The sequence below is a fragment of the Methylomonas stagni genome (assembly GCF_050154735.1).
In the GTDB taxonomy this organism is placed as follows: Bacteria; Pseudomonadota; Gammaproteobacteria; order Methylococcales; family Methylomonadaceae; genus Methylomonas; species Methylomonas koyamae_A.
Map to the genome: position 1 here is coordinate 66,162 of NZ_CP189557.1, position 22,986 is coordinate 89,147.

At 57.0% G+C, this 22,986-nt stretch carries 23 protein-coding genes, 1 tRNA gene and 1 pseudogene; 21 read left to right on the forward strand and 4 right to left on the reverse strand.

The window, feature by feature from the left end:
* Window positions 1-13: 13 nt before the first annotated feature.
* From ACP4CD_RS00310 to ACP4CD_RS00320, 3 genes are all read right to left on the reverse strand, one after another.
* Window positions 14-499 (reverse strand): hypothetical protein, encoded by a 486-nt coding sequence (locus ACP4CD_RS00310; RefSeq protein ID WP_426992883.1) that lies wholly within the window; start codon window positions 497-499, stop codon window positions 14-16.
* Between the two features lie 552 nt (window positions 500-1,051).
* Window positions 1,052-1,126: transfer RNA gene (locus ACP4CD_RS00315), tRNA-Gly, on the reverse strand.
* Between the two features lie 75 nt (window positions 1,127-1,201).
* Complete coding sequence (locus tag ACP4CD_RS00320; RefSeq protein ID WP_157197760.1) at window positions 1,202-1,342, reverse strand: hypothetical protein; 141 nt, start codon at window positions 1,340-1,342, stop codon at window positions 1,202-1,204.
* Between the two features lie 597 nt (window positions 1,343-1,939).
* Between ACP4CD_RS00320 and ACP4CD_RS00325 the strand changes: the two genes are divergently transcribed.
* The 12 genes and pseudogenes from ACP4CD_RS00325 to ACP4CD_RS00380 all read left to right on the forward strand — a co-directional run.
* The gene (locus ACP4CD_RS00325) at window positions 1,940-2,302 is read left to right on the forward strand and encodes a response regulator (RefSeq protein ID WP_064025843.1); all 363 of its coding nucleotides are present in this window, start codon (window positions 1,940-1,942) and stop codon (window positions 2,300-2,302) included.
* A gap of 33 nt (window positions 2,303-2,335) precedes the next feature.
* Window positions 2,336-4,372 (forward strand): chemotaxis protein CheA, encoded by a 2,037-nt coding sequence (locus ACP4CD_RS00330; protein WP_426992884.1) that lies wholly within the window; start codon window positions 2,336-2,338, stop codon window positions 4,370-4,372.
* A gap of 30 nt (window positions 4,373-4,402) precedes the next feature.
* The gene (locus ACP4CD_RS00335) at window positions 4,403-4,909 is read left to right on the forward strand and encodes a chemotaxis protein CheW (RefSeq protein WP_426992885.1); all 507 of its coding nucleotides are present in this window, start codon (window positions 4,403-4,405) and stop codon (window positions 4,907-4,909) included.
* Window positions 4,910-4,942: 33 nt separating this feature from the next.
* On the forward strand, window positions 4,943-7,282 hold the full coding sequence (locus ACP4CD_RS00340) for a methyl-accepting chemotaxis protein (protein WP_426992887.1): 2,340 nt from the start codon (window positions 4,943-4,945) through the stop codon (window positions 7,280-7,282).
* A gap of 39 nt (window positions 7,283-7,321) precedes the next feature.
* Window positions 7,322-7,813, forward strand: a complete 492-nt coding sequence (locus tag ACP4CD_RS00345) for a chemotaxis protein CheW (RefSeq protein WP_168028982.1) — start codon at window positions 7,322-7,324, stop codon at window positions 7,811-7,813.
* Window positions 7,810-8,571 (forward strand): ParA family protein, encoded by a 762-nt coding sequence (locus ACP4CD_RS00350; protein ID WP_426992889.1) that lies wholly within the window; start codon window positions 7,810-7,812, stop codon window positions 8,569-8,571. The genes ACP4CD_RS00345 and ACP4CD_RS00350 overlap by 4 nt, the downstream gene beginning before the upstream one ends.
* The gene (locus tag ACP4CD_RS00355; RefSeq protein WP_426992890.1) at window positions 8,571-9,065 is read left to right on the forward strand and encodes an STAS domain-containing protein; all 495 of its coding nucleotides are present in this window, start codon (window positions 8,571-8,573) and stop codon (window positions 9,063-9,065) included. Before ACP4CD_RS00350 ends, ACP4CD_RS00355 begins: the two co-directional genes overlap by 1 nt.
* Complete coding sequence (locus ACP4CD_RS00360; RefSeq protein ID WP_426992891.1) at window positions 9,062-9,919, forward strand: CheR family methyltransferase; 858 nt, start codon at window positions 9,062-9,064, stop codon at window positions 9,917-9,919. The genes ACP4CD_RS00355 and ACP4CD_RS00360 overlap by 4 nt, the downstream gene beginning before the upstream one ends.
* Window positions 9,916-10,557 (forward strand): chemotaxis protein CheD, encoded by a 642-nt coding sequence (locus ACP4CD_RS00365; RefSeq protein ID WP_064025817.1) that lies wholly within the window; start codon window positions 9,916-9,918, stop codon window positions 10,555-10,557. Before ACP4CD_RS00360 ends, ACP4CD_RS00365 begins: the two co-directional genes overlap by 4 nt.
* Before the next feature lie 4 nt (window positions 10,558-10,561).
* The gene (locus ACP4CD_RS00370; RefSeq protein WP_071160925.1) at window positions 10,562-11,617 is read left to right on the forward strand and encodes a protein-glutamate methylesterase/protein-glutamine glutaminase; all 1,056 of its coding nucleotides are present in this window, start codon (window positions 10,562-10,564) and stop codon (window positions 11,615-11,617) included.
* A 103-nt stretch (window positions 11,618-11,720) separates the two neighbouring features.
* Complete coding sequence (locus ACP4CD_RS00375; RefSeq protein ID WP_064025821.1) at window positions 11,721-12,815, forward strand: AI-2E family transporter; 1,095 nt, start codon at window positions 11,721-11,723, stop codon at window positions 12,813-12,815.
* Window positions 12,816-12,843: 28 nt separating this feature from the next.
* A pseudogene (locus ACP4CD_RS00380) lies at window positions 12,844-13,083 on the forward strand (hypothetical protein); the annotation flags it as partial.
* Here ACP4CD_RS00380 and ACP4CD_RS00385 read toward each other — a convergent pair.
* Window positions 13,078-14,490, reverse strand: a complete 1,413-nt coding sequence (locus ACP4CD_RS00385; RefSeq protein ID WP_064025823.1) for a PhoH family protein — start codon at window positions 14,488-14,490, stop codon at window positions 13,078-13,080. The pseudogene ACP4CD_RS00380 and the gene ACP4CD_RS00385 sit on opposite strands and share 6 nt — an antisense overlap.
* A 222-nt stretch (window positions 14,491-14,712) precedes the next feature.
* Here ACP4CD_RS00385 and ACP4CD_RS00390 point away from each other — a divergent pair, with 222 nt between their 5' ends.
* The 9 genes from ACP4CD_RS00390 (at window position 14,713) to rluB (ending at window position 22,836) form a co-directional block, all read left to right on the forward strand.
* A complete protein-coding gene (locus ACP4CD_RS00390; protein ID WP_064025825.1) occupies window positions 14,713-15,252 on the forward strand; it encodes a hypothetical protein in 540 nt (179 codons plus the stop codon).
* Window positions 15,253-15,279: 27 nt separating this feature from the next.
* Window positions 15,280-15,984 carry a tetratricopeptide repeat protein gene (locus ACP4CD_RS00395; RefSeq protein WP_064025827.1) on the forward strand — a complete coding sequence of 235 codons (705 nt, stop codon included), beginning with the start codon at window positions 15,280-15,282 and terminating at the stop codon, window positions 15,982-15,984.
* Between the two features lie 24 nt (window positions 15,985-16,008).
* Entirely contained in the window at window positions 16,009-17,928 is a 1,920-nt protein-coding gene (locus ACP4CD_RS00400) for an ATP-dependent DNA helicase (RefSeq protein WP_168028972.1), read from the forward strand.
* Between the two features lie 75 nt (window positions 17,929-18,003).
* Window positions 18,004-18,690, forward strand: coding sequence for a tRNA (adenosine(37)-N6)-threonylcarbamoyltransferase complex dimerization subunit type 1 TsaB (gene tsaB, locus ACP4CD_RS00405; RefSeq protein ID WP_426992895.1), 687 nt, complete (start codon window positions 18,004-18,006; stop codon window positions 18,688-18,690).
* 39 nt (window positions 18,691-18,729) lie between these two features.
* On the forward strand, window positions 18,730-19,353 hold the full coding sequence (locus tag ACP4CD_RS00410) for an L-threonylcarbamoyladenylate synthase (RefSeq protein WP_064025833.1): 624 nt from the start codon (window positions 18,730-18,732) through the stop codon (window positions 19,351-19,353).
* 4 nt (window positions 19,354-19,357) lie between these two features.
* Window positions 19,358-20,011 carry a site-2 protease family protein gene (locus ACP4CD_RS00415; RefSeq protein WP_426992897.1) on the forward strand — a complete coding sequence of 218 codons (654 nt, stop codon included), beginning with the start codon at window positions 19,358-19,360 and terminating at the stop codon, window positions 20,009-20,011.
* A gap of 51 nt (window positions 20,012-20,062) precedes the next feature.
* The gene (locus ACP4CD_RS00420; RefSeq protein ID WP_064025837.1) at window positions 20,063-20,884 is read left to right on the forward strand and encodes a segregation and condensation protein A; all 822 of its coding nucleotides are present in this window, start codon (window positions 20,063-20,065) and stop codon (window positions 20,882-20,884) included.
* A gap of 112 nt (window positions 20,885-20,996) precedes the next feature.
* On the forward strand, window positions 20,997-22,094 hold the full coding sequence (scpB, locus tag ACP4CD_RS00425; RefSeq protein ID WP_426992899.1) for an SMC-Scp complex subunit ScpB: 1,098 nt from the start codon (window positions 20,997-20,999) through the stop codon (window positions 22,092-22,094).
* Between the two features lie 16 nt (window positions 22,095-22,110).
* The gene (gene rluB / locus ACP4CD_RS00430) at window positions 22,111-22,836 is read left to right on the forward strand and encodes a 23S rRNA pseudouridine(2605) synthase RluB (protein WP_083386234.1); all 726 of its coding nucleotides are present in this window, start codon (window positions 22,111-22,113) and stop codon (window positions 22,834-22,836) included.
* Window positions 22,837-22,986: the final 150 nt, after the last annotated feature.

Sequence of the window (22,986 nt, forward strand, 5' to 3'; positions counted from 1 at the left end):
TCTGGGCTCCCGATCATTCAAGATAAAACAGAACCCGTACCGACGGGCTGACTTTGTCGTCTTCCACATAGCCGATGGCGTCGCGGTTTTGGGATACCGTTTCCAGCACGCTAGCGCTGTCCGGCAACATGCGCGGCGGCGTGGCGCGGCCGCTGAACATCAGCCGAGCCCAATAGGCATTGATTTGCGCCAACGGCTTTTCGGTTAGCGTTTCGTAAAAACGCTCGCGTAGCGGCGAGCCGCCTTGCTGGTCCAGCGGCAACGGAATGCGATTGTTGGGAAGGCTCACCAACCGGCCTAAATAGATGTCGACGATTTGCTTGCGCGACATGTCGGCGAAACCGTTGTCCGGGTGAACGATGACCGCAATGCGCGGCTGTCCGGCGGCCATCTGCCACCAGAGCACAAACAACAGCGACAGGCATTTCGCATTGGAGCGCAGTGTCGATAACAATCCCGAAGTCTCCCGGTGTGGCGATGGCTGGAGCGATTCTAACAAGAATAATAGCTCAGTAGACCGTAGAGATTTGGGGGCGCTCAAGGACGTTTCGCTACGAGTCTGCCCGCGAGCCGCCAGCGATTTTCCAGGCAAGACTTTCGTTACGCGTTACCACTCCGAGCAAGGGGATTGTCGGCAAGCCGAGGTTTTTGGAGGAAATTACTGGGGCAAAGGGCTGGAACATCCGTCACGCCCCGACGCTGTTGAGAGCTAGGGAACGCGGGGAGCAGATTTAGGCCCCCGAAAAATGGGGCGTTGATATCAAGTCCGGCGGCGGTAAGGCGCCGGTTTATTTCGAACGCATCAGAATGTGTAAGCTTGTCGGCAATTCCGAGCAAACCGAGAATAGTTGCCGCGACTCGCTAGCGTCTAGTGTCGTGCGCGCATCCGTGGTTGCCAAGCTACGCATAGATGAAGCGGAGAATGATTTGATACGTTCGGTACGCGACCCGCACCGGTCCAACGAAAGCGACATTTCCGCGTAAAAAATTCCGAACCTCGAACGCTAGCGTTTCAAAAGTCAACGCGCTCGCTCTATTGAGCTAGGCGGCTTGGAGCGGGCGATGGGAGTCGAACCCACGTCTTTGGCTTGGGAAGCCAAGGTAATGGCCGTTATACGACGCCCGCTAAGCGGTGAGGGCGGCCGGCATATCGGTGAGCAGGCCTGCCGAATCGAATTCTATCTCAAGTCAGTGTGGGTGGCTAACGCGTATCTGCGCTGTGCCAAGCTTCAGAGAAAAAGGCCGAGAGTTCCAGATAGAGTGCGCGCACCAATTGAATCGCGGCGACCGCTAATATGGCGCCAATCGAGAATCCGGCAAACAGCATTAACACGACTTTCATATTGTCCTCCACTTACTTAGGGTTATGACTAGAAATCACAGCCAATCAGGTCGGCGGGCGCTAAGTGTCAAGACTTTCGATAAGATTTTCAATATGTTTATTCGCAACAAAAGTGGTGAATTTGTAACGTGAATTCAATCAGTTAGTTAATGCTTGATCTTGATGCAGAGTAGTAGGTTGGGTGGCGTGATTGATACGGCTAAATGCGGTGTTGATCACAGAAATATACAGGCTTGGCTGGCCCAAGGTCGTTTCACAAACGCAACATTCCTCAAGCTTGAGGCAAAACGGTAAGACCTTAGCGACTGAGAGCGTCAACGCCTACGGTCGATCAGGTACTTATTTCGATGGCGAATGGGCTTTTTTCCAATTCGAGTAATCAGGCCGATAGCCGGTTTTGTTTGTTTATCTGGCGACATCTTCGCAAAATTCAGCTTATGATCAGGAGCGCCCATGAGTTTCGCCGGAAACTTTGTTTCGGTTAACTATACTGTCAACCGACTTCTAAGATCGCCGGCTCGCCTATTCCAGGCGATAAAACGTTTCGCCGGGTTGCGAACGGCGGATGACAAAATCTTTAATTTGGAGGAAATCTCAGTGACCTCGATACTTGCTGTGGACGATTCCGCATCCATGCGCCAAATGGTGTGTTTTACCTTGAAAGGGGCGGGTTACGACGTCGTGGAAGCGGTTGATGGCGTCGACGGACTCAATAAAGCCAAGAGCCAAGCCTTCGATTGTGTTGTCACCGATGTCAACATGCCGAACAAGGACGGTATCCAGCTGATCAGGGATTTGCGCGCCCTGCCGAACTACAAATATACGCCGTTGCTGATGCTGACCACCGAGGCAGGTATGGATAAGAAGCAACTGGGTAAGGAGGCAGGGGCGACGGGCTGGATCGTTAAGCCGTTTAATCCGGAGCAGTTGTTGAAAACGATCCAAAAGGTTTTGGGTTAAGCCGCTGTCTGCGAGGCGCCGTTGACTATCGACATGTCCCAGTTTCATCAAGTCTTCTTCGAAGAAAGCTTCGAAGGGCTTGATGTCATGGAATCCGGGTTGTTAAGCCTTGATGTTGGTTCGGCGGACGCCGAATCGATCAATACTCTATTCCGGGCGGCCCACTCGATCAAGGGCGGTAGCGGCACATTCGGCTTCACCGAAGTCTCCGACTTTACTCACGTCATGGAAACCTTGCTGGACGAAATGCGCGACGGTCGTCGGCAAGTCGCCGATGGGACGGTGAGGGCATTGTTGGAATCGGTCGATTGCCTAAGAGACATGCTGGGCCGCTTGAAAGGCGCCGAGCCGTTGGATCAAGCGCGCATCGCTCGAACCAAAGCCGTGTTGGAAGCCGAATTGGCCGGTTCGCATTCCGATGATCCAAACGCTGGCAGTGGCTTACCGGCCTTGTCTCTACCCAATGATGCCGACGCGACCGATTTACCGGGGAGCGCTTGGGCGATCGCGTTCAGCCCGCATCGGCATTTACTGAAAACCGGCAACGAACCGGTACGGATGTTCCGCGAATTGGCCGGTTTGGGCGATTTGAAGGTTGCCGTCGATTTGCGGGGCGTGCCAAATTTTTTCGATTTGGACCCCGAGGAATGCTACCTGTCCTGGAAGTTGACGTTAACCGGCGATGTCGGGCGGGATGATGTCGCCGAGGTGTTCGATTGGGTGGAAAATGATTGCGATCTGGCAATCTACCCGTTACTAAAACACGATTCGGCTGCTGTCGTGGCCGAGCAGCGGCAGGGTGAAGCGGAGGCGGTCAAGACGATCCAAGCGGCGCCTTTCCAAATCATCCCTAACAGCGCCGAGCCGACCGCTCACGAAGACGCTAAGCCCGCCGCGAAGAGCGCGGGTTCGATTCGGGTGGATATCGCGAAAATCGATCATTTGATCAACATGGTTGGCGAATTGGTCATCACCCAATCGATGCTCAGTTTGGTCGGCGAGCGCTTCGAGGCCGGCAAACTGGACCAATTGCGCAACGGATTGACTCAACTCGAACGCCATACCCGCGAGTTGCAGGAAAGCGTCATGAACATTCGGATGTTGCCAGTCAGCTTTGTGTTCAGCCGTTTTCCGCGCCTGGTACACGATTTAAGCACTAAACTCGGCAAGAAAATCGAATTGAAGTTGATCGGCGAAAACACCGAGGTCGACAAGACCGTGGTCGAGTTATTGGCCGATCCTTTGGTCCATTTGGTTCGCAACAGCTTGGACCATGGCATCGAAATGCCCCAGGTTCGTCTGGCGGCCGGCAAACCGGAGACAGGCACCGTTACGCTACAGGCTTATCATCGCGGCGGCAATATTGTCATCGAAGTCAAAGACGACGGCCAAGGCTTGGACGGCGCCAAACTACGCGCCAAAGCGGTGGAGAAAGGATTGATTGGCGCGGACGCCGCGCTATCCGAACGGCAGTTGTACGACCTGATCTTCCTGCCCGGCTTTTCGACAGCGGACAAGTTGACCGATATTTCCGGGCGGGGCGTCGGCATGGACGTGGTGCGGCGTAATATTCAAGCCTTGGGCGGCAATATAGAAATCGCTTCGGAATTGGGTACGGGTTCCACCTTCGCAATCTATTTGCCGCTGACCTTGGCGATACTGGACGGTCAATCGGTAGCGGTCGGCGACGAGATCTATATCCTGCCGCTGGGTGCGATCGTCGAATCGTTGAATATCAGCGAAGACAGAGTCAATCGGGTAGCCGGCAAAGGCGAGACCTTCCACCTGCGCAGCCAATATCTGCCGATCATCCGCCTACATCGAATTTTTCAGGTGCCGGGCGCCAAAGCGACCAAATTGACCGACGGGTTGTTGGTGGTCGTGGAAAGTCATGGCGTGCGCTGCGGTCTGTTTGTCGACGATCTGCTCGGCCAGCAACAAGTGGTGATTAAGTCCCTGGAAGCCAATTATCGGCGGATCGACGGCGTATCCGGCGCGACGATTCTGGGTGACGGGTCCGTGGCGCTCATTCTGGATATTCCGGGGTTGGTCGCCTTGGCCAATCAATGAGCGAAACTTACGCATGCTAATGGAGGCAATATGAGCGATGCAGCGCCAGCGGTCGCCAATAAGGCCGGCGATATTCGGCAATTTCTGACTTTCGTTTTGGGCGACGAGCGTTACGGCGTCGATATTTTGCGGGTTCAGGAACTGCGCTGCTGGGAGTCGGTGTCGCGGATACCCAACGTCCCGTCTTACGAAAAAGGCGTCGTCAATTTGCGTGGCGCCATCGTACCCATTATCGATTTACGCGAGCGCTTTCAGCTGGGTACCGGTCAAGTCGGCCCGATGACCGTCGTGGTCGTGTTGCAGGTCAATGTAGGGGCCGCGATAAAAATCATGGGCGTGGTCGTCGACGCGGTATCCGATGTCGTTGACGTTGAAAAAAATGCAATCCAAAGCGCGCCGCATTTTGGCACCAAGGTCAGTACCGAATTTATCGCAGGACTCGCGTCGGTGCGTAACGAGATGGTGATGTTGCTCGATGTCGATCGATTGTTAAAGCTTGAAGGTTTGGAAGACGCCGACGATGGTCGGACCCCGTGACGCGCAAGGCCGAATTTCAACGGAGAAATTGCAATGAGAGTGAACCAACCTGTGACCGACCGCGAAGTCACGATGACACCGGGTACGGTGCTGGTGACGCGGACCAACCTGAAAGGCATCATCACTTACGCCAATGAAGCGTTCATTGAAATTAGCGGTTTCAGTCGGGATGAATTAATCGGTGCCAACCACAATCTGGTTCGCCATCCCGACATGCCGGAGGCGGCATTCGCCGATCTTTGGCAATGCCTGAAAGCGGGCCTCCCTTGGACCGCGCCGGTCAAGAACCGCACCAAGTCCGGCGATTTTTATTGGGTCGAAGCCAATGTCACGCCGGTCCGGAAGAACGGTAAAGTCCACGAGTATTTGTCGGTTCGCTATGCGCCCAGTCGCGAGCAAATCAATCAGGCCGAAGCGTTCTATGAAAAATTGGCGAACAAGCAGGCCTCGATCCGGCCGGTTGGCTTGCGGGCGGCGTGGGCGAAATTGGCCGACATCGGTATCGGTACTAAATTGGCGATCGCCGGCTTGCTATTGGCCTTGCCCACGCTGATTTGGCTTGCGCAAGCGATTGCCGAGCAAAAATACCCGATGGCGGCCGCGGCAGGCGCGATGATCACGGTTGGCGGCTGGATAGGTGTATCGGCGGTGCGCCGCATTCTCGAACATTTACGCGAGTCGACGCGGATTTGTTACCGCCTAGCCGACGACCAATTCCGGAACGAGATCGAGTTGAACCGCAACGATCAGATCGGCGCGTTCAACCGGGCTTTGTATACCACCCAAGTCAAACTGATCGCCGATTTGGCTTACTCGAAGCAGGTCGCCTACGAAGCCACCCGCATCAAACAGGCTTTGGACAATGTCGAGTCTTGCGTGATGGTGGCCAATAACGATTTGGACATCATCTATATGAATAACACCGTCAAGGCCATGTTCAAAAACGCGGAGGCCGATATTCGTCGGCAATTGCCGAATTTCGACGCGGACGCCTTGCTGGGCGCCAATATCGATCAGTTCCACCAACACCCGTCGCACCAGCGCGGATTAATGGCCGGCTTGGTGCAAACCTTTAGCTCGCAATTGGTCATCGGTGGCCGGCATATGAATATCGTCGCCAATCCGGTGGTTAACGACGAAGGCGCCCGTATCGGTGTCGTGGTCGAATGGCTAGATCGCACGCGCGAGGTCAAGGTCGAACGGGAGATCGAGGCCATCGTTCAAAGTGTCAAGACCGGACAACTGGATAAGCGCTTGGCCCTCGACGACAAACAAGGTTTTTTCGCCAAGTTAAGCCAAGAAATCAACGACCTGACCGATGTGATCGAACGGGTATTCGAAGAAGTCGGCAGCACGATGAAAAGCATGGCCGAAGGCGATCTGAGTAACCGGATTACCAGCGATTATCAGGGGGTCTACCTGACCTGTAAGAACGACATCAACAGCACGATCGATAAGTTGGGCGACATCTTCGGCGAAGTTACCGAGTCGGCGAACTTCATCAACAATTCGTCGCGGGAAATCGCCAGCGGCAACAATAATCTGTCGCAACGCGCCGAACAACAGGCCGCAAACCTGGAGGAAACCGCGGCCAGCATGGAAGAATTGACCAGTACCGTCAAAAACAACGCGGAGAACGCCCAGCAGGCGAATCTGGTGGCGGACAACGCCAGAGAACTCGCCGAGAAGGGCGGAAACGTGGTCAGCGCCGCCGTCAAGGCCATGCAGGATATCAACGAAAGCAGCAATAAAATCGCCGACATTATTGGCGTTATCGACGAAATTGCGTTCCAGACCAACCTACTGGCGTTGAACGCGTCGGTGGAAGCGGCCCGAGCCGGCGAACAAGGCCGTGGCTTCTCGGTGGTCGCGACTGAAGTTAGAAATCTGGCGCAACGTAGCGCTACCGCCGCGCGGGAAAGCAAGGAACTGATTCAGTCCAGCGTGCAAAAAGTTCGGGTCGGGACCGATTTTGTCAATCAAACCGGTAAGGCTCTGGTCGAAATTGTCGCCAGCGTCAAAAAGGTTGGCGATATCGTCGCCGAAATAGCGAATGCCAGTGCCGAACAATCGGCCGGCATTGCTCAAGTGAACCAAGCCGTGGCGCAAATGGACGAGATCACTCAACAAAACGCCGCGTTGGCCGAGCAAGCTTCGGCGGCCAGCGTATCGATGAGCGATTTGTCGATGAATATGGTAGAACTGCTGTCGTTTTTTAAGCTGGACGAGCGCCAGCAGCGGCAGGCGAACACGCCGCAAAAGTCCGCGGTAACGCCCGACATTACGAATAACGCCGCGCCGGCTTTCAGCAAGCGTCCGATTTCTCCGGCGTTTAAACCGGCGAGCGGCGGCGACGAATGGCAAGACTTCTAATTGCAGCCTGTCATCGCGGCCTTAACCTTCCAATTCAATATGAACGACAGTAACGCGACCGACCGTAATATCGAACAATTTTTGACATTCGAGTTGGCCGGCGATGCCTATGCGCTGAGCATCTTGAAGGTCCAGGAAATTCGCGGTTGGGAACCTGTGCGCAAACTGCCGGATACGCCGGCTTTCGTCGTCGGGGCGCTCAACTTGCGCGGCATGATCGTGCCGGTCGTCGATTTACGGATTCGCTTCGGAATCGAGCGAGCGGAGTACACGCCGACCACGGTGGTGATTGTGGCATGCGTGGAGACCGCCGCGCATGACCAAGTGGTGATGGGCGTCATTGCCGATGCGGTTTCCGATGTGCTGGATGTCGATCCCGCCGATATTAAACCAGCGCCGAATCTGGGCGCGAGGATCGATACCCGCTACATGCGCGGAATCTACGTGGCCAAGCAGCACATGGTGATGGTCCTGAATGTCGATAAATTACTGGACCCGGAAGAATTCGTCGGTCTCGGCGCCGCGTCATGAGTCGGCGCATCGTCGCGATCCTGAATCAAAAAGGTGGCGTCGGCAAAACCACGACCGCGGTTAATCTTTGCCACGCCTTGGCTCGGATAGGTCAACGGATAGCCGTGATCGATTTGGACCCGCAATGCCATCTCTCGGTATCGCTGGGCGTCAGATCCAACAATCGGCCCGGCGTCGATGAAGCGATGTTGGGCGGCGCTAATCTGGACGGTTGCGCGGTCCAGGCGCGGGAAAATTTGTGGTTGATACCGCCGGGGCCGCGCTTGCAAGAAATCGAACAGCTCAGCCAGGGTGAAACTCACCGTGGCGATTTGCTGGCGATCGCGTTGGCGAATAGCCTGACGGAGATCGACTCGGTGTTCATCGATTGCCCGCCGTCGTCCGGCATTCTGGTGGCGAATGCGTTAATGGCCGCCGACGAGATTTTGATACCGATGACCAGCGATTATCTGGCCTTGCAGGGTTTGTCGCACTTGATGGGGACTTTGCTGAAATTCGAGGCGGCGTTAAATAAACATTACTTGCTGCGCTTGGTGATGTCCCGCTACGTGCCGACGCGGCGCTTGTCGCAAGATGTGTTGCGGACCTTGGGCGAGTATTTCAGCGGCAAGATTCTGGCGACGCCGATACGCGAGACCGCATTCTTGGCGGAATGCCCAAGTTTTGGCAAAACGATCTTCGAGTACCGGCCGGGTTGTCGCTCGGCGCGGGATTTTAACGCGTTGGCGCGTGACTTTTTGAGCGGAACGGTGATCTGATGGCGGATAAACACGAACCCAGTTTGATCGGTTACGACCCTCTGGCTTGGTTACGCGAGCCCGGCGTGGCCAAATCGTCCGAACCGAGCGAGGTATTGGCTATCCCGCAACCCAAGCAGCCGGTTTTGGCGGAAGCCGACGCCGACGGCGTTGCCGATAGCGCGACAATGTCGATGGCTCATGCCACGCGTATTGCATTGGAGGCGGTGCAAAGCATCCAGAACGTTTGCAATTTGTATGAGCGGCTTTTGACGGCGCTGGCGGACGCCGAGGCCATTGAAATCGACGCGTCGGCGGTGAGTATGGTCGATACCGCGACTTTGCAACTACTGTTGGTGTTGAAGCGGACCGCACTGGATGCCGGCAAGCAAGTCAGTTTCGATTTTCCGTCGGACCGTTTTGTCGAGGCGGCTCGATTGCTCGGCATTGCCGAGTTGTTGGAGGTCGACCAGGCTTACGCCGGTTTTTCTAAACCGGTCGGGAGCTGGATTTGACCGATAATCCATGGCCTGTGCGCGATAGCCAGCGCGAATTTGCCTACACGCGCGCCGATTTCGACCGACTCCGGCAGTTGTCTCGAGATCATTCCGGCATCCAGGTTCCCGACGACAAGTTCGATATGTTCTATTCGCGCTTGGCCAAACGCTTGAGGGCCTTGGGCTTGTCGACGTTTCGGTCTTACGTGGATTATTTGAGTGCCCATCCCGACCTCGAATTTACCGAATTCATCAATTCGGTGACGACCAATCTCACGGCGTTTTTTCGCGAGAACCATCATTTCGAATTTCTGGCTAAACAAGCCCTACCGCAAATCTGTAAGCAGTCCGTGGGGCGTAAAACGTTGAGTGCCTGGTCTGCCGGCTGTTCGACAGGCGAGGAAGCGTATTCGTTGGCAATGACACTGCACGAACATTTACCGGGCGATTGGCGGTTTCAAGTGCTGGCGACCGATTTGGATACCCAGGTTTTACGGACGGCCGCCGCCGGAGTTTATCCTCTCGAAGCGGTCGCGCGCTTGGGCGAGCGACGATTGAAGCAGTGGTTTCAAAAAGGGGTCGGTCGGCAAGATCGTAGAGTGCGGGTCAAGGCCGAGTTGCGCGAGGCCATTGAGTTTCGCCAGCTCAACTTGATGCGGGATTGGCCGGAGCTGAGCGGCTTTGATCTGATTTTTTGCCGAAACGTGCTGATTTATTTCGACCGAAGCACCAAGGAAGCCTTGGCAAAACGCTATTGGCAAGCGCTACGCCCCGGTGGGTATTTGTTCATCGGTCATTCCGAGTCGTTACACCAGCTCGATACCGGGTTCGAAGCGTTGGGACAGACGGTTTACCGGAAGCCGGAACGATGACGGCGGACACCTTGGCGTTGGCGCCGATTCAAGGGTTCGAACACATCAATCGCTATTGGGACCGCCAGCGCGGGATACAAGCCGCCAAGTTGCTGCCCGGCGATTATTACGTTACCGACCGGGCCGAGCTGATCACGACGGTCTTGGGGTCGTGCGTCGCGGCTTGCGTTTACTGCCCTGGCACCGGCGCCGGCGGTATGAATCATTTCATGTTGCCGCATACCGACCATGCTCGCTTTGTCTCTCCCGAAGAACGTTGTCTCAGCCGCGCCTCGCGTTACGGCAATTTCGCGATGGAGTTTTTGATCAACGGGGTATTGCGCTATGGCGGATGTCGGCGGGACCTGCAAGTCAAACTGTTCGGCGGCGCCAGCGTCGTCGCCAATCTTGGCGGCGTTGGCGTTAGCAATGTCGAATTCGTGTTGGCCTATGTCGAGCGGGAAGGCATGGCATTGGTGTCCTACGATTTGGGCGGCGTGTTTCCGCGCAAGATTGTTTTCGATCCGCGTACCGGCTCGGTGAAGCTGAAAAATCTCGAGCAATTGACCAACGATACGATCGTGCGGCGCGAATCCAGTTACCAGCAAATTGTCAACGGCATGGCGCCGGAAGGTAGTGTCGAACTGTTCACAGGGTGATCGGATGAAGAAAATAAAATTATTGATCGTCGACGATTCGGCATTGATTAGGCAACTATTGGCAAAAATCGTCGGAGAAGTCGACGATATCGAAGTGATCGGTACCGCCGGCGACCCCTACGAAGCCAGGGAAAAAATCAAGACGCTGAATCCGGATGTGTTAACGTTAGACATTGAAATGCCTAGGATGGACGGCTTGACCTTCCTGGGTAATTTGATGAGGCTCAGGCCGATGCCGGTAGTGATGATTTCGACCTTGACCGCGCAAGGCGCGGAGGCGACCATGGCGGCGCTGACGCTAGGAGCGGTGGATTTCGTTACCAAACCGCAATTGAACAGTGTCGAAAACCTGCGGCAATACGCCGATGAAATCGTTAACAAAATAAGAACAGCTGCAAAAGCGAACATGAAGGTGTGGGATGTCAATCGAGCGCGCGCGGCGGAGCCCGCGACGGCGCTATCCTCGGAGACCGGCCGGCGGTTTACGGCGTCGTCTCGCAAAATTGTCGCGTTGGGCTCGTCGACCGGCGGTACAGAAGCCTTGCGCTTGCTGGTCGGCGGTTTGCCCAGCACCGCGCCGGCGATTCTGGTCGTACAGCATTTACCGGTTGCCTTCAGCGCGTCGTTTGCGAAACACGTCAACGATGCGACCGAGATGCGGGCTGGCCTGGCCATTGACGGCGAACCAGTAATGGCGGGGCATATCTATATCGCTCCCGGTGATCGCCATCTGGCCGTGGCGCTGGAACGGCACGGCTGGGTTTGCCGCTTGTTGGACGGGCCGCCGGTCAACCGGCATAAGCCGTCGGTGGAAGTCTTGTTCAAGTCGGTGGCGGAGCAGGCCGGCTCGGCCGCGATCGGCGTGATGTTGACCGGCATGGGCGCGGACGGTGCCAAGGCCATGTTGGAAATGCGAGACGCCGGCGCCGTCAATATCGTACAGGATGAAGCGACTAGCGTGGTTTGGGGGATGCCCGGCGAAGCTTATCGGCTAGGAGCGGCTCATCACGTCGTGCCGCTGGAACGGATCGCCGCGCAAATCTTGGCCTTGACGCGTTGATCGAGTTTCGATCGGCGCCAAACAGGCCGTACTGTTTCTTTTCCGCATTACTAGGCGGTTTCCGATCGCGGTGGCGGTTGCGGCCGTCGTCTGGAGACTTTGAATGATGCTATACGGCGACCACGCCAATTCCCGATTGCTGACGCGGCTTATTAAGCGGATTTTGCCTAACTCGCAAGCCGTATCGTTGGCCATTATTTTATTGGTCGGTTCGGTCTTGATCTACAGCCTGTTGGGTTTGCTGATGCCGGTATTCGTTGCCATCGTGTTGGCCTATCTGCTCGAGGGCATGGTGGTTAAGGTCGAGCGGAATGTCAGTCGCATCGTGGCGGTACATCTCGTGTATTTCACGTTTCTGACCGTTTTCGGCTTCGTGTTGTTCGTGCTCGTTCCGGTTGTTTCGGAACAAACCGTGCAATTGGTCCAGCACATTCCCGACTTCATACATAGCGCGGAAGCCGAAATCATGCGGTTTCCGGAGCGCCATCCGGAGTTGATTACCGAGGCGCGGATTCGCCAATTGATGTTTTCGGTTCAGCAGGATTTACTCAAATACAGTCAGGATTTGATTTCCGGCTCGGCGCAGTCCTTCGTCGGCTTGGTCGCGTTGGTGATTTATCTGTTTTTGGTACCGATGATGGTGTTTTTTCTGCTCAAGGATAAGGCTGTCCTATTGAGTTGGTTTCAACAGTTCTTGCCGAAAGACCGGCACTTGAGCCTGCGGGTGTGGCGGGAAGTCGATAGACAGATTGCCAACTATGTGCGCGGTAAATTCGTTGAGGTCTTCATTTTGTGGGCCGTCAGTTTTCTGGTGTTTTGGTGGCTGGATCTGAATTACGCGATGCTGCTGGCGGTCTTGATGGGCCTGTCGGTGGTGATTCCCTATATCGGCGCCACGCTGGTGACGCTGCCGGTACTGGCGGTGGCCTATTTGCAATGGGGCTTGGCGAACGGCGACCATTTTATGTACGTGTTCGTCGCCTATTCCGTGGTGCAGGCGATGGATGGCGTGATTCTGGTGCCCTTGCTGTTTTCCGAGGCGGTGAATTTGCATCCGATCGCGATCATTGTCGCGATCCTGTTTTTCGGCGGCTTGTGGGGATTTTGGGGCGTGTTCTTCGCAATCCCGTTGGCGACCGTGGTCAATGCGGTATTGACGGCCTGGCCCAATTCGGACGGCTTAAGCGTCGACGTTTAATGCCGGCTGTCGAGCCACGGTCGCGCAAACCTCGGTGTCGCCGATACGCGACCGGATGCCGGTCGTGATTCAGCCGGAAGCTTATGCCGATTGGTTTAAGCCATTGATAGACCCGGTGCGGGCGTGCGCCATGTCGGCCGGTGCGGCCGGCATGGCGATGGCGGTCACCCAGGTCGGGGCTTGGGTAAACAATCCGCGCCGCGACGATAAAAACCGCGTCTGCCTGGCACCGCAGCAGGGCCAGGGCCAATCCTGGCCGTTGTTATAAATTGTCCGACGCGAAATCCGCCAGCCGCGAACGCTCGCCGCGCCGCAACGTGATGTGCGCGCTGTTTGCCCAGGCCTTGAAGCGGTCGACGACGTAAGTCAAACCGGAACTGGTCGCGGTCAGGTAGGGTGTATCGATCTGTCCCAGGTTGCCGATGCAGATAATCTTGGTGCCGGGACCGGCGCGAGTGATCAGGGTTTTCATCTGCTTGGGCGTCAGGTTTTGCGCCTCGTCGATGATTAAGAAGCGGTTCAGAAAAGTCCGGCCGCGCATGAAGTTCAGCGAGCGGATTTTGACCCGGTTCATCAGCACATTTTGCGACGCGCCTTGTTCCCATTCGGTGTTGCCGGAGCGGCTGCCCAGCAGTTCCAGGTTGTCCATCAACGCGCCCATCCAGGGTGCCATTTTCTCTTCCTCGCTGCCCGGCAGAAAGCCGATGTCCTGACCGACAGGCACGGTCTCGCGAGTCATGATGATTTCCTGATACAACTTGTGTTCCATCGTCAGCGACAAGCCGGCGGCCAGCGCCAGCAGCGTCTTGCCGGTGCCGGCGGTGCCGAGCAGCGTTACAAAATCGATATTGGGGTCGAGCAGCGCGTTCAATGCAAAATTTTGTTCGCGATTCTTGGCGCACACGCCCCAAACACTGTTGTGCTTGGTGCGGAAATCGCGGGCCAGTTGCAAGACCGCGCTCTGGCCGTCGCAAGTTTTGACGATGGCTTCGAAGCCGGATTCGTCGTCCATATACACAAACTGGTTGGGAAACCAGTCGGCCACCGCCGGCCCGCTGACTTTGTAGTAGGTATGGTTGTTTTCCTGCCAGGACTCCATCTTGCCGCCGTTTTCTTCCCAAAAATCGGCTTCCAGCGCCATCGTGCCGTTGTACAGCAGATCGATGTCTTCGATGGTCTGGTCGTTGTGGTAATCCTCGGCGTTCAGTTGCAGCGCGGCGGCCTTGATGCGCATATTGATGTCCTTGGACACCAGGATGACGTTGACGTCCGGGTATTCCTTGCCCAAGGCCAATACGATGCTCAAAATCGAATTGTCGGCAATCTGGCCGGGCAGATTATCGGGCAGCAGATGCGACAATTGCTTGGTTTGGAAATACAGGCGGCCGTCGTAATCGGCGTCCACGGCCAGGCCGTGTTCGATGCGGGACAGTGGCAGGCCGTCGTTGATGGTCTGTTGATTGGCGTCGCGGATCAGTTCGTCCAAGAAACGACTGACTTGGCGGACATTACGGGAAACGTCGGATAAACCTTTCTTGGCATGGTCGAGTTCTTCGAGGACCACCATCGGAATGAAAATATTGTGTTCCTGAAAGCGAAAGATGGCGGTTGGGTCGTGCATCAAAACGTTGGTGTCCAGCACAAACAATTTTTTGCCCGAAGATTGAATATTCATGGAGTCCTTGAACGATGGGGTGAAGTAACGTTGGGCGGCTTTCCGCTCAGCTACCTTTCTAACTCATCCGCCGAGCCAGCGTCAAATTCTTCACGAAGCCGCGTACGTTTTTTGAGTGTCGCCGCCGCGTCCGTCGGTTGGCGTGATTTGTGTTGCTTCGGCGATTCAACTAGAATCCCAACACCGCACTTTCATTACGGTTTGTCCGCTACACCCATGACTATGACCTATTCAGACGCAAGCCGGCCCGACTTGGATTGGAGCCAGATTAGAGAAACCATCAAACTGTTGACCGTGTCCGCCGCGCAGATGGACGGCAGCATGAAAGACGGCGACGCATCGGTCAATGCGCTGGCCACGGCGTTTACCGGCATGGTCGAAAATCTGGCCGCGATTCGCGAACAATTGACCGGTTTGGCGGAGAGCGAAAATCGGGAAAACGCCTTAGCGCAGTGCGATGCCGCTCGCCGTAAGATCGACGACGCCATCGTTGAATTCCAATTCTACGACCGGCTACAACAATGCCTCCAGCATGTGTCGGCCAACCTGAAGGATTTGTCGGCGATGATCGAAACCCCGCACAGGTTGTATAATCCCGCCGAATGGTGCGCATTGCAGGACGCGATTCGCGGCCGTTATACGATGGAAGCGGAGAAGGTGATGTTCGACGCGATTCATCAAGGCAAATCCATAGAGGAAGCGCTGGCGTTGTTCGAGGCCGCCAATCAGACCGGTGGCGATCCGGACATCCAGTTGTTTTAAATCCACACCTCCATTGCATAAGGTTTAATGAAGAAATCATCCTTGCTCGTCCTGTTCCCGCTAGTGCTGTTGTTGTCGGCTTGCGCCGGCGTTTCGGAATCCGAACGGCCCAGCCCGACCGCGGGTCAGGCCGCCGCCAAGAAAGCCCAGTCCAAGAAAAATCCGGCCGCCAAGGATAAGGCGCCGATACCGCCGGTCGCCAAGAAAGCGCAAGCCAGTGTGCCCGGTACCGGTACCTACGCCATCGAAGAGGTCACCACCAATTTTAAGGACGAACCGAATCTGCCGGCGTTTCGAGCCGAGCCGTTGACGCCGCCGGTTGAATCGGCCGCCACCACGCCGGTGGCGCCGACCGCCGAGGCGGTGCGCCTGAATATCGAAGACGCGCAGATTCCCAGCGGCACGTCGCCGGCCGTGGTGGCCCTGGTTAGCGAAGCCGACCGTAGCCGTAATGCCGGCGACCTGGATGCCGCGGTGGTGGTGATGGAACGGGCCTTGCGCATCGATGCGCGTAATCCGCTATTGACTTACAAATTGGCCTTGTTGCGGCTCAAGCAGAATAAGGCGCCGCAAGCCGAGGAGCTGGCTGGTAAGGCCGCATTGTTGGCCGGCGGCGATTTGAGCTTGAAACGCAAAAGCTGGTTGCTGATCTCCGAAGCCCGGCAGATGCAGCAAAATCCGCAAGGTGCCAAGGAAGCCAAGGCCAAGGCGGACAGCTTTTTCGGGCATTGATTTTCGCGCCGCGCTGACTTGCAAATGGCCGAACTCGCCGACATCTTTGGCGATGCCGGCGCGTTGGCCGAGGCCATCCCCGGCTACGCGCCGCGTGCCGCGCAAATCGAAATGGCGCAAGCCATTGCCGACGCCATCTCCGCCGGGCAACATTTGATTGCCGAGGCCGGCACCGGGACCGGTAAAACCTTTGCTTATCTGATTCCCGCCATCCTGTCGCGCAAGAAAGTCATTGTTTCGACCGGCACCAAGAATCTGCAAGACCAATTGTTCAACAAGGACATCCCGGTTATCCGCAAGGCGCTGACCCGCACCCCGTTCAAAGCCAGCCTGCTGAAGGGACGCGCCAATTACTTATGCACTTACCGTCTGGATCAGGCTTTGAATTCGGCCTTCGGCTACAGCCAGGAAGACGCCGCGGCGCTGGCCAAAATTCATGCTTGGGGTAAGCGCACCAAGGTCGGCGATGTTTCCGAAGTCGCCGACGTCCAGGACGGCGATCCGATCTGGTTTCACGCCACCTCGACCGCCGACAATTGCCTTGGCCAGGAATGCCCGGATTACGCCGATTGCTTTTTGGTCAAGGCCCGCAAGCAGGCCCAGGAATCCGACGTGGTGGTGGTCAACCATCATTTGCTGTGCGCGGATTGGTCGATTCGTGAAACCGGTTTCGGCGAATTGTTGCCGGACGCCGAAGTCGTCATCATCGACGAGGCCCATCAATTGGCCGATACCGCGTCCAATTTCCTCGGCGTGACGATCAGCGGCAAACAGTTGACCGATCTGGCCGACGACGCTTTGGCCGAATATTTCACCGACGCCAAGGATATGCCGGATCTACGCACCGCTTGCGAAGATTTGCAGCACGAGGTCAAGGACATGCGTCTGGCCTTCGGCTTGGAATTGCGACGCGGCGACTGGCAGGATATCGAGACCAACCCGAAAATCGCCGGCGCGCTGGAGTCCTTGCAAAAGCAACTGGCGCGCTTGACCGATCAACTCGAACGCGCGTCGGTGCGTAGCAAGGGGCTGGAGTCTTGTTTCGATCGCGCCGAAGCCTTGGACGCGCAGCTGGAAACGTTGATCAACGACCGGGACGGGCAGTGGATCAAATGGTATGAAACCTATAACAAGTCGTTCACGCTCAGTCGCACGCCACTGGACATCGCCAAGGAATTTCGCGGCTTCATGGCCCGCCACAAGGCGGCCTGGATATTCACCTCGGCGACGTTAAGCGTCGCCAACAATTTCGCGCATTTCTCGCGCAGTCTGGGTTTGAGCGGCGCCGACAGCCGGAGTTGGGAAAGTCCGTTCGACTACCCGAATCAAGCGTTGTTTTACCACCCCAAGGGCTTGCCGCAACCTAACGATCAGGATTTCACCGACAAAATCGTCGAATTCGCGCTGCCGGTGCTGGAAGCCAGCCGGGGCAGGGCGTTCTTTCTATTCACCAGTCACCGGGCTTTGCAACGAGCCGCCCAATTACTGGACGGTCGGATCGATCATCCGCTACTGGTGCAAGGTACCCGGTCCAAGGCTGCCCTATTGGACCAGTTCAAGGAACTGGGCAACGCGGTACTATTGGCCACCGCCAGTTTCTGGGAAGGCGTGGACGTGCGCGGCGATGCCTTATCTTGCGTCATTATCGACAAACTGCCGTTCGCCTCGCCCGGCGATCCGGTGTTGAAGGCCAGGATGAGCGCCATCGAAAAGCAGGGCCGCAACCCGTTTTTCGAACACCAATTACCCAGTGCGATTATCATGCTCAGGCAAGGTATCGGACGCCTGATCCGCGATGTCAACGATCGCGGAGTACTGATGGTTTGCGATCCGCGCTTGTTAAAGCGCTCCTACGGACAGATGTTTTTGGATAGCGTGCCGGCGATGCGGCGTAGTCGCGACATCGAAGATGTGCGGCGGTTTTTTAACGAAGTATCGGATTAGCTCGATACTGGGGCCCGATCGGGCCAGCGAAGCATCGGACGCGTTTTTGATCAACTCTGTTACTCGAACTGAATTATGAAATTACTGGCAGTAGAAACTTCCACCGATGCTTGTTCGGCCGCCTTGTTTTTCGACGGCGAGATCGTCGAGCGCTTCGCCGTCGCGCCGCGCGACCACACCAAACTGATTTTGCCGATGATAGACGAGCTGATGGCCGACGCCGAACTAAAACCTCGGCAACTCGACGCGGTCGCGGTGGGTCGCGGGCCGGGGTCGTTCACCGGGGTTAGAATTGCCGGCGGCCTCGTTCAGGGCATCGCGTTCGGCGCGGATCTGCCGGTGGTGCCGGTCTCGACGCTGGCTGCGATCGCCCAGGATTTTTTCAACAAACAATCATTGGCCGAGTTGGCGTTTACCGCGATGGACGCCCGGATGGATGAAATTTACTGGGCGGTGTATCAGCGAGATACCGAACATTTCGCCAAATTGCTTGGCATAGAAGTCGTGACGCCGGCCGGCGAGGTGGCGTTTCCCGAAGCCGTCGGTTTTGGCGTCGGTTCGGGCTGGGGCGTGTATTGTGCCCAGTTGGCCGAATGCCTGGGCGAACTGGTGCAAGGCGTCGAAGTCGACGTTTGGCCGAGGGCAGCCTGTATCGCTCAATTGGGCGTGCGCGACTTTCTGAAGGGGCTGGCCGTGCCTGTCGAGGAGGCCATGCCGGTCTACCTGCGCGACAAAGTGGCGAAAAAGGAATCGGAAAGATAAGGTACAATGCCGCCCTTACGCGGCAGTTTCATCGGGTCAATGGCACAGTTCTTCGAGATTCATCCGGACAATCCGCAGCAGCGCTTGATCCGGCAGGCGGCGGAAATCGTTCGGAAGGGCGGCGTCATTGCCTATCCGACCGACTCTTCCTACGCGCTGGGTTGCCATATCGGCGACAAGGCGGCAATGGACACCATCCGCCGGATTCGCCGGCTCGACGACAAGCATAATTTCACACTGTGCTGCAGCGATCTGACCCAGGTGTCGACCTTCACCAAGATGGGTAACGACGCCCATCGGCTGATCAAGAAGCTGACGCCGGGACCGTTTACGTTTTTGTTGGACGCCACCCGCGAGGTGCCTCGGCGTTTGCAACACCCTAAGAAAAAAACCATCGGCGTCAGGATTCCGGACAACCGGGTGGCGGCGATGTTGCTGGAAGAACTGGGCGAGCCGCTATTGACGGCGACCTTGATTTTGCCCGGCGACGAAGAGGCGCTGAGCGACCCTTACGAAATCCGCCTCGGCCTGGAACACGAACTGGACTTGGTGATGAGCACGGGAACTATCGAAGCGCGCGCCACGACTGTGATCGCCTGCGGCGACAACGGCATCGAAATCGTCAGACAGGGCATAGGCATCGCGCCGATGCTGGAGGCATGAGAGTATGATGGAAGAACTGACTTTGGTGGGGCGTGTCGTGGTTTGGAGTCTGCCGGTGATTTTCGCGATTACCGGCCACGAAGCCGCCCACGGCTGGATGGCCAAGCGTTACGGCGACAAAACCGCCGAACGGGAAGGCCGCTTGACGCTGAATCCGTTGCCGCATATCGACCCGCTCGGCACTGTCATTATACCCGGCCTGCTGTTGATCACGTTTACCGGTTTTATCTTCGGCTGGGCCAAGCCGGTACCGATCGACGCCCGCAATTTCAAGCAGCCCAAAAAAGCCATGATGATGGTGGCATTGGCGGGTCCGTTGGCCAACCTGTGCATGGCGATAGCCTGGGCCTTACTGGCTAGGATAGGGGTTGCGCTGGAGTTCGAATTCGTCTCGATGCCTTTTATCTATAGCGGCGTGGCCGGCATTACCATCAATTTGGTGTTGATGATGATCAACCTGCTACCGATTCCGCCGCTGGACGGCAGCCGGGTATTGTCCGGATTGTTGCCGGATTATTGGGCATGGCGTTATAACCAATTCGAACGCTACGGTTTCATCGTGTTGCTGATTTTACTGGCGACCGACGTGCTCAGCTTTTTGCTGGCGTATCCGATGTTTTATGCGCAGCAATTGTTTTTCACGCTCGCCGGGATGTGAAGCGGTTTCGGATGGGTTTTTTAAGCGCCGAGCGGATGTTCGCTTAAACCGATGAATGCGGTGGAGTTACCGGTGGAAACGGCGCCGGAACCGATTGCGCTGGTGCTCGGCGAGCCGTTCCAAACCTTGCCCGACGATTTGTACATCCCGCCGGATGCGCTGGAAGTGTTTCTGGATGCGTTCGAAGGGCCGTTGGACTTGCTGCTGTATTTGATCCGCCGACAGAATCTGGATATTCTCGATATCCCGATCGCCCAAATTACTAAGCAATACATCGCCTACATCGACATGATGGACAATTTGCGTCTGGAGCTGGCGGCCGAATATCTAGTGATGGCCGCGCTGCTGGCGGAAATCAAATCGCGGATGCTGCTGCCGCGCCAGCCGGAAAGCGAGGAAGAGGAGGAGGACCCGCGCGCCTTCCTGATCCGTAAATTGCAGGAATACGAAGCGATCAAAAAAGTCGCCGAGGAAATCGACCGCTTGCCGCGCCACGAACGCGATACGTTCGAAGCGGTTGTCGACGTTTCGACAATCGGCATCAGGCAGATTCTGCCGGACATCGAGCTCGGCGAGCTGTTACTGTCCCTCCAGGATGTTTTGAAGCGCGCCGAACGACTCAGTCACCACCATATCAGTAAAGAGCCTTTATCAGTCCGTGAACGAATGGCAGCCATTTTGGAAAAACTTGACGGAGCAGATCAGCTCCATTTCTCAGCGTGTTTTACCCGAAGTGAAGGAAAAAACGGGGTGGTTGTCGCGTTTCTTGCCATCCTTGAGCTCTCCAAGGAGCGACTCCTCGACATCTTCCAGCCCGAGCCTTACGCCGGCATCCACGTCCGGCTTAGAGCCAATACCGCTACAGGCGACTGATTCGCCGTCGTTCGCCGCTACCGTCGCCGATGTTCCAGTCAGAGCCAAACCGCGCAAGCCCAGAGTCAAGCCGGAGCCAGTCACGGTCTACGTGCAGGTCCGGCGCCGAGCCGTGCGTTTTCCGCGAGGTTGGTCGGTCGAGCGCCATGTCGGCATCGCCGCGCCGACCGAAGCAATCGCAAACGTCGAATCGGTGGAGCCGGCGGCGATCGATGCCGACGTTTCGCGTGGTTTCAGACCCAGTAAGGCGCGCCTGGCGGCCGGCCGGCGCGGCGATTGGCGATGCCCGACATCCGCTGCCACATCGGTCGGGCGCAATAAGTCCTCGGCGCGCTTGCCGCCCAACCGGCGCGGTGACTGGCGGACGCAGCGGCCGGCCGCGCCCGCCGTTAGCCCGCGCAAGCGCGTGCCGAGATTGCCGTTGGCCTTGGCCGACGGTTGGCGGGTGGCGGTTACCGAGCGGAGCGAACCAAGGCCGGCGGTCTTCGACTATCCGCTGGAGGCCAATGTGAACACCAAACGCATTGTCGAAGCGATTCTGTTCGCCGCCAATCGGCCGATGACGGTCAAACAGATTCAGGAAACCTTTCCCGAACTGGAACAACCGGATACGCTGGCGATTCAGATCGCGTTGGAAGAAATCGCCCGCGACTACGCCGATCGGCCGGTCGGTCTGAAACACCTGGCCAGCGGTTACCGTTTTCAGGTGCGGGAAGGTTTGGCGCATTGGGTCGGCCGGCTGTTCGAGGAGCGCCCGGCGCGTTATTCGCGAGCTCTGCTGGAAACGCTGGCCATTATCGCCTACCGGCAACCGGTGACGCGCGGCGAGATCGAAGACATTCGCGGCGTCAGCGTCAGTACCTCCATCGTCCAGACGCTGCTGGAGCGCGAGTGGGTCAAGGTGGTCGGCCATAAGGAAGTGCCCGGCCGGCCGGCGCTTTACTGCACAACCAAGCAGTTTTTGGATTATTTCAATTTAACGTCGTTGAGCGAATTACCGCCATTGGAAGAGATTGTCGACATGGACCTCGGCTCGTCCGCTCAACCGCCAGCACCACAGGAATCCCGTGAAAGACCGCAAACCGAGCAAACCCCAGTCGGCGAAGGCCCAACCGCCCAAGCGCAAAACCAACCTTCCGAAGCCGAGTCCGACGAAGCCCGGCTCGACGAAACCCGGTCCGGCGACACTCCCGAGCGCACTCTCCACTGACGCGAGCGGCGAACGCATCCAGAAGTTCCTGGCGCGGGCCGGTTTGGGCTCGCGGCGAGAAATCGAGCGTTGGATCGAGGAAGGCAAGCTGACGGTCAACGGCAACCGTATCCAGCCGGGTTATCACTTGAAACCTGGCGATCATTTGGCGGTTAACGGCCGCATCGTCAAGTGGGAGAAGTATGCCGAGCAACCGACCCGCGTGTTGGTGTACCACAAGCCGGTTGGCGAATTGGTAACCCGTCGCGATCCCGAAGGCCGGCCGGTGATTTTTACCCAGTTGCCGCGCTTGGCCGTCGGCCGCTGGATTGCCGTTGGTCGTTTGGACATCAACACCTCCGGCCTGCTGTTGGTCACCAATAACGGCGAGCTGGCCAACCGTTTGATGCATCCGTCGCGCGAGGTCGAACGCGAATACGCGGTGCGCATCCTCGGTGAGGTCGGCGACGACATGATGGAACGCCTGAAAAACGGGGTGGAACTGGAAGACGGCCCCGCTCATTTCGAGGAGGTGAGTTTCTATGCCGGCGAGGGCGCCAACAAGTGGTTTTACGCGACGGTCAAGCAGGGCCGTAATCGCTTGGTGCGCCGCTTGTGGGAATCGCAAGGCGTCAAAGTCAGTCGCCTGATACGGGTGCGTTACGGCGATATCGTACTGCCGGAGCGGGTGCGCGCCCATTCGTTCTACGAACTGGAAGCCAAGGAATTGCAGGAATTACTGGCTTTTGTCGGCCTGGCCTAACGCGCGGGTATTGCCCGAGCGGAAAATTTCGGCGGGAGCGGCTTCGGTCGCGATCAATGGTGTGCCGACACCGGTATGTATGTCATTTGCTCAACGATTCCCAAGTAACGCATCGCTGTCGCGTCCGGCGATTGCGGTTGGCCGGAGCGC